9 protein-coding genes are annotated in these 13533 nt (G+C 56.1%); 1 reads left to right on the forward strand and 8 read right to left on the reverse strand.

Annotated features, from left to right (window positions below; translation table 11 throughout):
- Window positions 1–100: 100 nt before the first annotated feature.
- Both DFP90_RS09205 and DFP90_RS09210 read right to left on the reverse strand, forming a co-directional pair.
- On the reverse strand, window positions 101–1543 hold the full coding sequence (locus DFP90_RS09205; protein WP_115936180.1) for an ATP-binding protein: 1443 nt from the start codon (window positions 1541–1543) through the stop codon (window positions 101–103).
- A 7-nt stretch (window positions 1544–1550) separates the two neighbouring features.
- Window positions 1551–2273 carry a response regulator gene (locus tag DFP90_RS09210; protein ID WP_115936181.1) on the reverse strand — a complete coding sequence of 241 codons (723 nt, stop codon included), beginning with the start codon at window positions 2271–2273 and terminating at the stop codon, window positions 1551–1553.
- 274 nt (window positions 2274–2547) lie between these two features.
- Here DFP90_RS09210 and DFP90_RS09215 point away from each other — a divergent pair, with 274 nt between their 5' ends.
- Window positions 2548–2970, forward strand: coding sequence for a hypothetical protein (locus tag DFP90_RS09215; protein WP_147300983.1), 423 nt, complete (start codon window positions 2548–2550; stop codon window positions 2968–2970).
- Between the two features lie 109 nt (window positions 2971–3079).
- Here DFP90_RS09215 and DFP90_RS09220 read toward each other — a convergent pair whose 3' ends face one another.
- The 6 genes from DFP90_RS09220 to DFP90_RS09245 all read right to left on the reverse strand — a co-directional run bounded on the left by DFP90_RS09220 (window position 3080) and on the right by DFP90_RS09245 (window position 13531).
- Window positions 3080–4321 carry an ATP-grasp domain-containing protein gene (locus DFP90_RS09220; RefSeq protein WP_115936183.1) on the reverse strand — a complete coding sequence of 414 codons (1242 nt, stop codon included), beginning with the start codon at window positions 4319–4321 and terminating at the stop codon, window positions 3080–3082.
- A gap of 600 nt (window positions 4322–4921) precedes the next feature.
- Window positions 4922–6214, reverse strand: a complete 1293-nt coding sequence (gene odhB / locus DFP90_RS09225; RefSeq protein ID WP_115936184.1) for a 2-oxoglutarate dehydrogenase complex dihydrolipoyllysine-residue succinyltransferase — start codon at window positions 6212–6214, stop codon at window positions 4922–4924.
- A gap of 89 nt (window positions 6215–6303) precedes the next feature.
- Entirely contained in the window at window positions 6304–9339 is a 3036-nt protein-coding gene (locus tag DFP90_RS09230; protein ID WP_115936185.1) for a 2-oxoglutarate dehydrogenase E1 component, read from the reverse strand.
- A 116-nt stretch (window positions 9340–9455) separates the two neighbouring features.
- Window positions 9456–10331, reverse strand: a complete 876-nt coding sequence (gene sucD, locus DFP90_RS09235) for a succinate--CoA ligase subunit alpha (RefSeq protein ID WP_115936186.1) — start codon at window positions 10329–10331, stop codon at window positions 9456–9458.
- Window positions 10331–11527 (reverse strand): ADP-forming succinate--CoA ligase subunit beta, encoded by a 1197-nt coding sequence (gene sucC, locus DFP90_RS09240; protein ID WP_115936187.1) that lies wholly within the window; start codon window positions 11525–11527, stop codon window positions 10331–10333. The genes sucD and sucC overlap by 1 nt, the downstream gene beginning before the upstream one ends.
- Before the next feature lie 228 nt (window positions 11528–11755).
- Window positions 11756–13531: an O-linked N-acetylglucosamine transferase, SPINDLY family protein gene (locus DFP90_RS09245; protein ID WP_115936188.1), complete on the reverse strand. Its 1776-nt coding sequence runs from the start codon at window positions 13529–13531 to the stop codon at window positions 11756–11758.
- Window positions 13532–13533: the final 2 nt, after the last annotated feature.

Raw genomic sequence — 13533 nt, forward strand, 5'->3', positions numbered from 1 at the left:
GCGGCCTCCAATACATGTGTCACAAACTCAGGGGCGTCTTCTGCCGCCTGTTATTAGATCATCGCCTATTTATATTAAGAAAGGCTGAATAAGCCCTGCATTAGCCGGATAGAGGCAAAGTCAGGATGGCGCGCAGACCGCCGACAACCCGGTTTTCCATTACGATGTCACCGCCATGTCCACGGGCGATCATGCGGGCAATCGCCAAGCCCATCCCGATCCCGCCGGTATCCCGACTGCGCGATTCCTCCAGGCGGACAAAGGGCTGGAAAATATCTTCCAGTTTTTCCTCCGGAATGCCGGGGCCGTCATCTTCCACCAGCACCGCAATCTGGCCTTCCTGTGCTTCGATGGAGACAGCTGCGCCATCGCCATATTTATCCGCATTCTCAATCAGGTTGCGCAGGGCCCGCTTTAGGGCAACAGGACGGCACTGCACCAGAGGACGGCCGGTGATTTCCTTGAGCATCACTGTCTTTCCCTGGTCGGCAAGATCATCACAAACCGTTTCCAATAACGCCGCGAAATCCGTAAGCCGGGTATGTTCCGTGGCCGTATCCTCCCGGACAAAGCTCAAGGTCACCTCGGTCATCTCCGCAATTTCATCGATGGTTTCCAGGACTTTCTCCCGGTTTTCCTCATCCTCAATGAATTCCGCCCGCAGGCGCAGGGTGGTGATCGGCGTGCGCAAATCATGGGAAAGCGCCGCCAGGATCGCCAGCCGATCCTTCATGAAGCGTTTCAAGCGCATATTCATGTCATTAAAGGCCCGGGTCGCATGCCGTATTTCCGCGGCCCCGGTTTCCTGAATCACCGGCACATCAGCCCCCCGCCCCAAAGCATCAGATGCGTCGGCCAGGGTACGCACGGGCCTGGTGATCCGCCGGATCATCACAATCACCATCAGGATCAGGGCTGTCGCCGACCCAAATAGCGTCAGGAACTCCGCCAAAGCCCAGATATAAGGCCTTGGCGGTAGATGATGGGACACGTTCAGCCAGCGCCCATCTGCCAGTTGCAGGGAAAGCTCAAACAAACCGCCCCGCAGTTGATCCCTGTTGGGATGCCGCCAGCGATCCCGGTCATGCCCGTCCCTATCGCGATCCCACCGCTCGCCCCGCTTTGGCAGATCCAAACGATGCCAGGGCGGCAAGTCCAGCTCCACCATGCGCACCCGTATATCCAGAACCCCCATTTCCTCCAGACGCCCACGATACAGCATCTGGAATCGCGGAATTTCCAGGGCGTCAGACTCGGTGATCTGACTGATCCCGTCCAGGGAAAAACGGATCCGGCCATCAGACGCCGCTACTGTCACCTTGTCATGCAGCGACTGCGGTGTTTCCTGCAACAGGCGCAACACGGATTCAATCCGTTCCGCGGTCACGTCCCGGCCCATGGCCCGCAAAGCCGCCTTGCGCTCGTCCGCCAAAAACCAGAAACCGAAAACCTGTGCCAGGATCAACACCAGCAGCATCAGCAGGATCATCTGACCGGCCAGGCTGCGCGGCCAGGGACGGAACCGGGACATGAGCTTGACCATGATCACCTCATCCCTTCGAGATGCTGGCGGAGAACATATAGCCACCGCCCCAGACCGTTTTGATCAATTCCGGGTTCTTGGGATCCTTCTCGACCTTTTTGCGCAGGCGGCTCACCTGGTTATCGATGGACCGGTCAAAAACATCGGCCGACCGGCCCTGGGTCAGGTCCAACAGCTGGTCTCGGCTGAGCACCATTTTCGGGTGATTGAGGAATGCGGTGAGCAGCGCAAATTCCGCCGTGCTGAGCGGCACCGCCACGCCGTTTTCATCCTCCAGCTCGCGGCGGCTGACATTGAGCGTCCAATTGGCAAAGCGCTGTATTTCTGCGGCAGGCGCTGGATTTTTGTCATAGGGAAGGCTGGATGAGCGGCGCAATACCGCCTTGATCCGGGCCATCATCTCGCGCGGATTGAACGGTTTGGTCATATAGTCATCCGCGCCCATTTCCAGCCCGATGATCCGGTCGGTTTCTTCGCCCATGGCGGTCAGAAATATCACGGGAATCGCACTATTTTCCCGGAGGTGGCGGCACAGGCTGAGACCATCCTCACCCGGCATCATGACATCCAGCACCACCAAATCCACCCCCGAGGCCTTCAAGAAACGTCTTGCGGCATCGGCGCTTTCCGCCAGGGAGGTCCGGAAACCGTGCTGGTCGAGATATTTTCCCAACAGTTGGCGGATTTCCCGGTTGTCATCAACGATCAGGATATGGGGTTCATCAGACATAGCTTGGTCCAAGATTACAAATAGCAAAGCTTCTTCATTGCACTATACCCGGCCAAACCGCAGCTTGGAGCGGAAAAATGTAACAAAGTTTGCCAATCCCGCAGACTGACAAGAAGCCTTACAAAAGATGGGGGGCGGCGACACACTTTTCCGGGATTTTGGTGGTTTAACAGGGACATCGGAGGCCAATGCCCAGCGCATAGGCCGGCCGCCAAAACGAAACGACAATCAAGACCCTGTTTAACTTTCTGGAGGAAGATCCATGAAAAAAGGAATGAAAATCGCAATTGTTTCCGGCCTGATCCTGGCCGGTGTCAGCAGCTATGGCATGAATGCCTATGCGGATAAGGACGGTGATGACTGCGGCTGGAAACGCGGCGGCCAGCATAGTGCTATGATGCGCGGCGGCCATTTTGGCGGCCCCATGGGGTTCTTCGGCATGATGCGCGGCGAGGACCGGAACTATTCCACGGAAGAAATCCGCATCTTGGCGCAGGCCTTCCTGCTGCGTCTGGGCAACGACAATCTGCAGGTTGGCGACATCACCGTCAAATCCGATGAAAGCTACATGGTCCGGGTTGAAACCAAGGACGGTTCCCTGGTCAAGGAAGTAGAGGTTTCCAAGAAAAACGGCATGCCGAGCGAGATGATGAAACGCCAGGCCCGCTTCCATAAAGCAGACCAGACGGCAGATTAAGACCTAAGTCTTAAAACACACTCTCCTCCGACATCGACTATATAGGACCAATCGGCTTTGGATTTATACCAAAGCCGATTGGCGACCATCATTCACAATAACCCGGGATCTATAAGAAAACTGGGGCTTGCAGTTCTTCTTCCGTCTGGATCCTGAGATTCCTCATTTGGGATAGCAGTGTCTTCGCCTGACCGACGGCCATGCCCACCCATGCCTGATTGGATTCCCCAACCGGTGGTACAAGGCTATCTGGCTGTACCATCTTCGTGTGATTATTGCAGAACGTTTCCGGGATATCCCATCCCAACACGCGTCCGCCCGACCTGAGACAATAATAAATACCAAGGGTTTCCGGGCAATCAGAAGGATCCCGATAGCATGGACGCGTCACCGCCTCTCCCAGAGGTAGCAACAGACCGTGTGCAGCAATTTCGCCCGCGGTAAGGCTATGGGCTTCAGCTGCCTGTTCCAAGAAGGTACCGACGCACATGCGCCCCATATTGGCATCTATCAGATAGGCTCTGTCTTTGTTCAAAATGAACTCACAATGGAAATATCCATTCTCGAATCCTGCGCGCCAAGTCAGGCGTTGGATACAGTCACGGCATTGCTGATGTATGGAAGTCGAAAACTGTCGATCTACGGGATAACTGTTCCGGACCTCGGTAAATTTTAATCGTCCGCGCTTGGATACACCAAGGCAGGTGACTTTTCCTCCTTCGACAAATCCTTCAAAACTGAACAACCGCCCGGGGATGGCTTCCTGCAAAATCCACTCACGCCGGGTCGCCTCATGGATTTTCGAGCTATTCAGCGCTTTGGTCACCGTCTCGATCAACGACTGTCCCTGAACCGGATCTATAAATTGATTTCCCACCGCGCCGGAGGATATCGGTAATTTGAGGATATACGCCTTGCTGTCATCCAAATGGGACAATTTGTGTATCAATCCGGGGTCACTCAGATTGATCGCTGTCGTCTGCGGGCTGTATTCTGGCACCAACCGGGCCACAAAGTCCTTATCGGATAGTTTTGCAAACACCGTAGGCGGACCGGAAAGGTTAAACCGCTCTTTAACCTCCGCCACTAGATTGAAGACATCATCATAGCAGCTGGTCACATAATCGGCGCGTTCCACGATGTCCGGATGCCGCTCCAAAAAATCTATCACGGACACAGGATCCCCAATGTCAGCGATATGGCACTCGCTAAGCCCAATTTCATCGCCTGAACCACAGGTATCTCTATTGGAATCCAACAGGATAATTGAGTTATATCCCATTTTTTTCAATTGAACCGGCAAGTATTTTCCCGCCGCTATGTTCAGGCCTATAATTAGGATCGTCTTCATATAAATTACCCTTCACCTAAATCTTACCGCTGTTACTATCGGCAACCGTTTCTTCGTGACGACCAAATCATATGGAAACACGATAGGAAGCGCGGCCCGCTGCCATGGGTTCTAGCCACGCCTGTCTCGCAGAATGTGACGAGAAGCGGTTGTGGCCTTTTTCTGAAAGCGGAGTGTAGCGTTACAGGAAATCAACCGTTTTCTAGGCTTTCCCGCTAATGGGATCGTTCGAATAACCGGGCTCGGTAAAACGGATCGTTCTAAAAAACCCGATATTTTTGTTCCCGCACGAAGATCAATTCCTGCCGGGCAAGAGGGGCGGTCCTTGCAATTCAGATATGGTGGCAGACGATGTGATGCCGGTTCCATATTGAGCTCCTCGCGCAAAACAATACAACCAATATGATAGCTGGTTAGAATACTGCCGTTTTAACGAAAGTTACCGGCAGTGTCTGTTGTCAGATTGGGCAAGAATAGTGTGGGGAGGAGTCTTAAATCTGGCTGAATATTTTGTAGTTTCAATATTTTAAAGAGAATTTTCCAAAAAATAACGCCCCATCAAACAGAATTGATGGGGCGTTATCACATTATCGGCGCGGCTTATACGTCGATCAGCAGGCGGGCCGGGTCTTCCAGGCAATCCTTCAGTCGCACCAGGAAGGTAACCGCCTCACGGCCGTCAATGATCCGGTGGTCATAGGAATGGGCCAGATACATCATGTTGCCCACCTTGATCTCACCCTTGTCATCGCAGATCGGGCGTTTCTGGATCTTATGCATGCCCAGAATGCCGGATTGCGGCGGGTTGATGATCGGGGTGGAGAGCAGGGAACCGAACACACCGCCATTGGTGATGGTAAAGGTGCCGCCCATCATTTCCGCCATGGTCAGCTTGCCGGCGCGGGCCCGCATGCCAAAGTCAGCGATGGCCGCTTCGATCTCGGCGAAGGAAAGCTTGTCCGCATCACGCAGAACCGGCACTACCAGACCCTGCGGCGTGCCGACAGCAATGCCGATGTCGTAATAGTTTTTATAGATGATCTCATCGCCGTAGATCTCCGCATTGACCGCAGGCAATTCCTTGAGCGCGATCACCGCCGCTTTGACGAAGAAGCTCATGAAGCCCAGCTTCACATCATGCTTTTTCTGGAACTGTTCCTTATATTCGGACCGCAGCGCCATCAGGGCCGTCATATCCACCTCGTTGAAGGTGGTCAGCATGGCCGCCGTGTTCTGCGCATCCTTCAAACGGGTTGCGATCACCTTGCGCAGCTTGGACATCTTGGTCCGCTCTTCACCTCTAGGGTCCATCGGACGTTCGCCCAGCGTGTCATAGCTGGGGGCCGCCGGTTTTGCCGGACCGGCCGGGGCCGCGGCTTTGGCCGGTGCCTTGGCCGCATTGGCGATGAAATTCTGCACATCTTCGCGGGTCAGGTTGCCCTTCGGCCCCGTTGCCGGGATTTTCGACGCATCCAGGTTGAACTCTGCCACCAGCTTGGCAACGGACGGCGAGAGATCCAAGTTGGTCGCCGGTGCCGCAGGCGCAGCGGCCGGTGCCGATGCTGCCGGGGCAGGGGCGGCTTTTTCGGGTGCCGGGGCGGCTTCCTTCTCGGGCGTGGCCTCTTCCTTCGCCGGTGCCGCCGCTTCACCGGCAGCCCCTTCGGTCACGCGGCAGAGCAGGCTGCCCACTTCCACATCAACCCCTTCATCCGCAATAATCTCAGAGAGGGCACCCGCCACGGGCGAGGGCACCTCGATGGTGACTTTGTCGGTTTCCAGCTCTACCAGCGGCTCGTCCAGGGCGACGGACTCGCCAACTGATTTAAACCATTTGATGATGCTTGCTTCTGAGACAGATTCCCCAAGCGCGGGGACGATTACATCCGTTGTCATACCTTTAGGCTCCTACCTGAGCTTTCTCTTTCATGCCAAAACTGGCGAAACGGTGGTTGACGGCGGGCCAGACCAGCCCGCCGCCCTTGTTACTTCTTGCGGGCTGCGGTTTTCTTGGCCGCCGCTTTTTTAGCGGTCGCCTTCTTGGCCGCAGTTTTCTTCGCCGGGGATTTCTTGGCCGGTTTTTTGGCGCCATCCACACTCAACGCATCCCGGACCAACGCCTGCTGTTCCAGGATATGCTTCTTCGCACTGCCGGTTGCCGGCGAAGCCGAGGCGGGCCGGCCCGCATAAACCGGACGGCTGCAAACCTTATTGCCGGATTCCCCGATCACTTTTTCCAGACGGCGGTCGACAAAGAACCAGGCACCGTTGTTTTCCGGCTCTTCCTGGCACCAGACCACATCCGCATTCGGGAACCGCTTCAATTCCTGCTTCAACGGGTAATCCGGGAAGGGATAAAGCTGTTCCAGACGCAGGATATAGACATCGTCAATGCCCATGCGCTCGCGCTCTTCATACAGGTCGAAATAGACCTTGCCGGAGCAGAGCACCACGCGCTTGATGTCCTTGTCCGCCTTCAGGCCGCCTTCATGCTGTTTCAAGTCCCAGAGAACACGGTGGAAGGTGGAGCCTTCCACAAAATCCTCAATCGGGCTGACACAGCGCTTGTGACGCAGCAGGGATTTCGGCGACATCTGGATCAGGGGCTTACGGAAATTCCGTCGCACCTGACGGCGCAGGGCATGGAAATAGTTGGCCGGCGAGGTGATATTGCAAACCTGCCAGTTATCTTCCGCCGAGAGCTGCAGATAGCGTTCCAGACGTGCGGAGGAATGTTCCGGACCCTGGCCTTCATACCCATGCGGCAATAGCATCACCAGGCCGCACATGCGCAGCCATTTGCTCTCACCGGACGCAATAAACTGGTCAATGATCACCTGTGCGCCGTTGGCAAAATCGCCAAACTGGGCTTCCCACAGCACCAGGGCCTGCGGTTCGGCACTGGCATAGCCATATTCAAAACCCAGCAGACCAAATTCCGACAGCGGACTGTCAATCACCTCGTAAGGGGCCTGACCCAGCCGGATATTGTTCAACGGCACATAATTCTCTTCCGTCTTCTGGTCCACCAGGACCGAATGGCGGTGCGAGAAGGTGCCGCGCTGGCTGTCCTCACCGGAAAGCCGGATCGATGTGGATTCACAAAGAAGCGTACCGAAGGCAAGTGCCTCCGCTGTGCCCCAGTCGATCCCTTCACCGGTTTCCAGCGCTTTTCTCTTGGCGTCCAGCTGTTTCAGGATTTTGGAGTTCACATTGAAGTTTTGCGGTGCGCGGGAAATGGCATCACCAACCTCACGCAGCAGGTCAATATCAACACCGGTTTCGCCACGCCGGGCCGTACCGCTGGCCTGGCCGAGACCGGACCATTTGCCTTCCAGCCAGTCGGCCTTGTTGGGTTTGAACGACCGCCCGGCTTCAAACTCCTCATCCAGTTTGGCGGTGAAATCCTGGACCAGCTGATCGCCGGTGCCCGGCGGAATGACGCCGTTTTCTTCCAACCGCTTTGCGTATACTTCCCGTGCGCGCGGATGTTCGCCGATGCGTTCATACATCAGCGGCTGAGTGAATTTCGGCTCATCCCCTTCGTTATGACCATGGCGACGATAGCACCACATATCGATCACAACATCCTTCTTGAATTTCTGACGATATTCCATGGCCATGCGCGCCACATGCACACAAGCCTCCGGATCGTCGCCATTTACATGGAAGACCGGCGCATCAATGGTTTTCGCCATATCGGAACAATAGGGCGAGGACCGGGAGTCGCTGGGCGAGGTGGTAAAGCCGATCTGGTTATTGATCGCGATATGGATCGTGCCACCGGTTTTGTAGCCATCGAGCTGTGAAAGCAGGAAGGTTTCCGCAACGATACCCTGGCCGATGAAGGCGGCATCCCCATGCAACAACAGACCCATCACCTTTTCACGTTCCTGGTCACCACGCTGGCGCTGCTTAGCGCGCACCTTGCCAAGAACCACCGTGTTCACCGCCTCCAGATGGGACGGGTTCGCGGTCAGGCTGAGATGGATATTCTTGCCGTCGAATTCACGGTCGGCGGAGGTGCCCAGATGGTATTTCACATCGCCCGAGCCCTGAATATCGTCAAAGGTATTGGTCAGGCCTTCGAATTCCGCAAAAATCTGGCGGTAGGGCTTGGTCATGGTATTGGCCAAAACATTCAACCGGCCCCTGTGGGCCATGCCCAGAACCACCTCTTCCAGGCCCAGCTGCACGCCACGCTTGAAGATCTGTTCCATCATCGGAACCAGGCTCTCGCCGCCATCCAGGCCAAATCGCTTGGTGCCCCGGTATTTCTTGTCGAGATAGGTCTCGAACACATCCGCCTGAGTCAGCCGTTCCAGGATGGTTTTCCGGCCAAGGTCGGTGAAATCCTTGCGGTTCAGCGTGCTTTCAATCCGCTCCTGGATCCAGGCTTTTTCGTCCGGGTCCTGGATATGGAGGAATTCCACGCCAATATTGCCGCAATAGGTCTGTTCACAGATGCGGACAATCTCACGCAGGGAAGCGCTTTCAAGCCCCAGCACATAATTGATGAAGATCGGGCGGTCCCAATCGGCATCACTGAAACCGTAAGTCGCCGGATCCAACTCCGGGTGGTCTTCACGCTGAACCAGGCCCAGCGGATCCAGCTTTGCATGCAGATGCCCGCGGATCCGGTAAGCCCGGATCACCATCAACGCCCGGATGGAATCCAGGGTCGCCTGGCGGATCTGGTCCGCGCTGGCACCGGGGCCCGCCGCCTGGCGCAGCTGCGCCATCAGGGCCTCATAAGGATTGTCATATTGTTTGGCATCCGCCAGCGCATCCGACATGGAGATGCTGCTGCCATCACCGCCCACCACCTTTGAATGGCCGGAGGCCCAGCTGGCGCCGGGATCTTTCACTGCGATGGTTTGGATGTCTTCGCCCAGGGCTTCGAAGAATGCCGCCCAGCTCTGGTCGACGGATTTCGGATCGTCCCGGTAACGGGCATAAAGTTCTTCAACGTAAGTCTCGTTCGCTTGGAACAGCGGTGAAGTATCACCGATATACGTCATGGATCGTCTCCTTGACAGCGCGTCCGCTTCCCTCTTCACATGAGGGTATTTTCAAATAGTTACATGGAACAAAAAGGAAGGGGAGAGTTTTTTCACTCTCCCCTGGTCTTCACTTTTCAGCCCTTCATCACTTTCAGCATCGTAGAGCCAAGAGCCGATGGACTGTCAGCCACCTCGATACCGGCAGAGCGCATAGCATCCTGTTTGGATTCCGCCGTGCCCTGTCCGCCAGAGATGATCGCGCCTGCATGGCCCATCCGTTTGCCCGGAGGGGCGGTCACACCCGCGATGAAACCAACCATCGGTTTCTTAATCTTGGACTGTTTGATGAACTCGGCCGCTTCCTCTTCCGCGGTGCCGCCGATTTCGCCGATCATGATGATGCCTTCGGTCTCGTCATCGTCCAGGAACATTTCCAGGCAGTCGATGAAGTTGGTGCCGTTGACCGGATCACCGCCAATACCAATACAGGTGGTCTGGCCCAGGCCAACCGCCGTGGTCTGACCGACCGCCTCATAGGTCAGCGTGCCGGAGCGGGACACAACACCGATCTTGCCGGGTTTATGGATATGGCCCGGCATGATGCCGATCTTGCACTGTTCCGGCGTGATCACGCCGGGACAGTTCGGGCCGACCAGGCGGGTCTTGGAGCCCTCAAGGGCACGCTTGACCTTGACCATGTCCATGACCGGAATACCTTCGGTGATGCAGACCGCCAGTTCCATTTCAGCTTCAATCGCTTCCAGGATGGCATCAGCCGCGAACGGCGGCGGAACATAGATGACGCTGGCATTGGCACCGGTACGGTCCTTGGCTTCTGCAACGGTATCATAGACCGGCAGATCAAGATGAGTGCCGCCGCCCTTGCCGGGGGTCACACCACCAACCATTTTGGTGCCATAAGCAATGGCCTGCTCGGAATGGAAGGTGCCCTGCGCGCCGGTGAAGCCCTGGCAGATCACCTTGGTGTCGCGATTAATGAGAACAGCCATCAGCTTGCCTCCTTCACAGCGGCAACCACTTTTTCGGCTGCATCTTCCAGATTGTCGGCGGAAATGATCGGCAGGCCGCTTTCGGCCATAATTTCCTTGCCGCGCTCCACGTTGGTGCCTTCCAGGCGCACAACGAGGGGTACATGAAGTGATACTTCGCGCGCCGCCGCAACCACGCCCTCGGCAATCACATCACAACGCATGATACCGCCAAAGATATTGACCAGGATGCCTTCGACATTGGCGTCACTCAGGATGATCTTGAATGCTTTGGTCACACGTTCGGTGGTCGCACCACCGCCCACATCCAGGAAGTTGGCGGGTTCGCCCCCCTTTAGCTTGATGATATCCATGGTCGCCATGGCCAGACCTGCGCCATTGACCATGCAGCCGATGGAACCGTCGAGCTTGATATAGTTCAGCTCATGTTTGGCAGCTTCCAACTCAGCCGGATCCTCTTCATCCTCGTCCCGCATGTCGGAAACGTCGGAATGACGGAACAGCGCGTTGTCGTCAAAATTCATCTTGGCATCCAGCGCGATCACTTCGCCGGCACCGGTCACGACCAGCGGGTTGACCTCAACCATGCTGGCATCCATCTCGACAAACGCCTTATACATTGCGGTCAGGAATTTGGTGGCGGATTTAACCTGGCCGCCTTCAAGACCCAAACCAAAGGCGATCTTGCGGCAGTGGAACGGCGCAATGCCGGTTGCCGGGTCAATTGCGACCTTGATGATTTTCTCAGGGGTCGCTTCGGCGACTTCCTCAATCTCCATCCCGCCTTCGGTGGAAGCCATGATGGTGACCTGACTGGTCGCACGGTCGATGAGTAGGCTCAGATAGAGTTCGCGCGCGATGTCACAGCCTTCTTCAATGTAGAGCCGCTTGACTTCCTTGCCATCGGGGCCGGTCTGCTTGGTGACCAGAACCTGGCCCAGCATGGCCTTGGCATCGGTGCGGACATCATCGATGGATTTGGCCAGCCGAACGCCGCCCTTTTCCGGATCCCCGCCCTTGAAGCGACCGGCGCCGCGGCCACCGGCATGAATTTGTGATTTGACGACCCAGATCGGACCGCCCAACTCGTTGGCCGCCTGTACCGCTTCATCAACGGTATAAGCCACCTTGCCGTTCGGCACGGCGACACCGAACTTCCGCAGAAGTTCCTTCGCCTGATACTCGTGGATATTCATGTTTCCCTGGCTTCCCTTGGGTTACCCATGGTGCATTTGAGCAGTTTTGCTCTTCTCTGATGGTTGGGGCTTTGTTCACAACCTCCCCATGTCGCAAGCAACGCCTTGGCTGTCGCTTACACCTAAATGTACCAGTGTTACAAGGCTTAGCAACAGCCGATCGTCAAAAAATTTTGCGCCGCATCAATTGTACATTCCTTCAACAGGAATAAACTAGCCATCTATTCATTAGCTGAGCTCACCAGTTGCCTCCCAGCAGTGTTTTTGCCAGGCATCCCTATAGGCGGCCTCCATCGAGTGGGCGAATGCCGGCCCATCACAAAGGGGGGAAGCCAATAATCTGGGCCGCGTGCCCGCACGCATCTGGGCCAACCCGACCGGATCCGCGGCAAGCGCTGAGGCTTTTTCAACAAGCTCCTGTTTCGTATCCGAAATTAAATTGGAATATCCTAACCGCGTCAACAGGCTGGCACTGACCCTTGCGGCATGCCGGTCACCCGCCAAGGCCAAAACCGGCAGGCCCATATAAAGCGCTTCACAGGTTGTCGTGGTGCCGTTATAGGGAAAAGTATCAAGGGCGATATCCGCCTGGTTATAAAGGTTGAGATGATCCCAGGCTCCGGGCAAACGCCCTTTGAGATCCAGCCTCTCCGGCGCGATCCCCTCCGTCGCGAACCATTTCAAATAGCGCGCCCGGGTTCCGGGGTCATCCAGGGAACGGGCCTTGATAATCAATTTCGATCCCGGAACTTTATGCAGGATCTCGGACCAGAGACCAACCACTTGCCGGGTCACCTTGGCCAGATTATTGAAAGACGCAAAGGTGCAATAGCCATTCTCAAGCATCGGCAGCGGTGCCACATCAGGCGCGCCATCAGGCGGCGTGAAGCATAAAAACCCGTTTTCCAGCCGTATAAGGCGCTCCGAGTGAAAAGCCTCCGCGCCCGGCGGGTCGGTCACCGCATCGACGATCCGGTAGTCAATCTGCGGCAAACCGGTGCTGTTGGGATAGCCCAACCATGTCATTTGCAACGGCGCCGGCTTCCTGGCCATTACCGTTAATCGGTTGTTGCCCGTATGGCCGGCCAGATCCACCAGAATGTCGATCTTCTCCTTGCGGATCAGATCCACCAATGCCTGGTCATCCAATTGATCAATCCTGTGCCAACCATCAGCCAGGCCTTTAACAAGGTCGGTTTTTTCATCTTCGCGGCCCAGGTTTGACAAACAGGTGACCCGGACCTTCTGCCGGTCATGAAACCGGATCAGCGCATGAAAGAACCAGATCACCGGGTGATTACGGAAATCCGGTGACAGATAGGCAACATGCAGACGCCGGTCCGGGTCGGCGTCAAAATCCGGCGCAGCAGGGGTTGGAAAGGCACGGCCCCAGGCTTTATGCGCGTCGGCGATTTCCTGAACCGTGCAATCAGCCCGGTAATTCATATTCATCAAACGATTGCTCTGGGCCATCTGCAGATCCGGTGCCTTGGCAATCACGTCATCATAAAGCCTGGCTGCCTCTTCATGGCGACCCTGGGCAGTCAGCACAGACGCCAGGTTGGATTGAACACCGGTTAAATCAGGTGAAGCCCGCAAAACGGCTTTATACTGATCGGCCGCTTCCTCCAGCAGGCCTTGATCCTTCAATCTGTTTCCAAGGGTAATCCGCGCAGCTTCGTGATCCGGATCGAGAAGCAGAGTGCGCCGGATCGCATTTTCACCGGCCTCATGATCGCCCATTCCCAGCAACAAAGCCCCCAATTGGAAACAGTAACCGGCATGATCCGGATAAGCGGCAACCAGACGGTTCATATATTGTAAGGACAGGTCATGACGGCCCACCGCATAGGCCAGTTCCGCAAGTTTATGCAGGGCCGCCTCATGGGAAGGGTCCTTGGCCAGCACGGCATTCAACCGATTGAGTGCAACCGCGCCGTCATTGCGCGCGATTGCTGCCTCTGCTGCCGCCATCAAGGCCGATATTTCCGTTTCGTCCGACATGG

Source organism: Aestuariispira insulae (assembly GCF_003385955.1).
GTDB lineage: Bacteria > Pseudomonadota > Alphaproteobacteria > UBA8366 > Aestuariispiraceae > Aestuariispira > Aestuariispira insulae.

Coding starts and splice junctions, on each gene's coding strand:
- odhB (WP_115936184.1), bottom strand. CDS start 6,214: ATGACAACGGATGTAATCGTCCCCGCGCTTGGGGAATCTGTCTCAGAA.
- DFP90_RS09230 (WP_115936185.1), bottom strand. CDS start 9,339: ATGACGTATATCGGTGATACTTCACCGCTGTTCCAAGCGAACGAGACT.
- sucC (WP_115936187.1), bottom strand. CDS start 11,527: ATGAATATCCACGAGTATCAGGCGAAGGAACTTCTGCGGAAGTTCGGT.
- DFP90_RS09210 (WP_115936181.1), bottom strand. CDS start 2,273: ATGTCTGATGAACCCCATATCCTGATCGTTGATGACAACCGGGAAATC.
- DFP90_RS09215 (WP_147300983.1), top strand. CDS start 2,548: ATGAAAATCGCAATTGTTTCCGGCCTGATCCTGGCCGGTGTCAGCAGC.
- sucD (WP_115936186.1), bottom strand. CDS start 10,331: ATGGCTGTTCTCATTAATCGCGACACCAAGGTGATCTGCCAGGGCTTC.
- DFP90_RS09220 (WP_115936183.1), bottom strand. CDS start 4,321: ATGAAGACGATCCTAATTATAGGCCTGAACATAGCGGCGGGAAAATAC.
- DFP90_RS09245 (WP_115936188.1), bottom strand. CDS start 13,531: ATGTCGGACGAAACGGAAATATCGGCCTTGATGGCGGCAGCAGAGGCA.
- DFP90_RS09205 (WP_115936180.1), bottom strand. CDS start 1,543: ATGGTCAAGCTCATGTCCCGGTTCCGTCCCTGGCCGCGCAGCCTGGCC.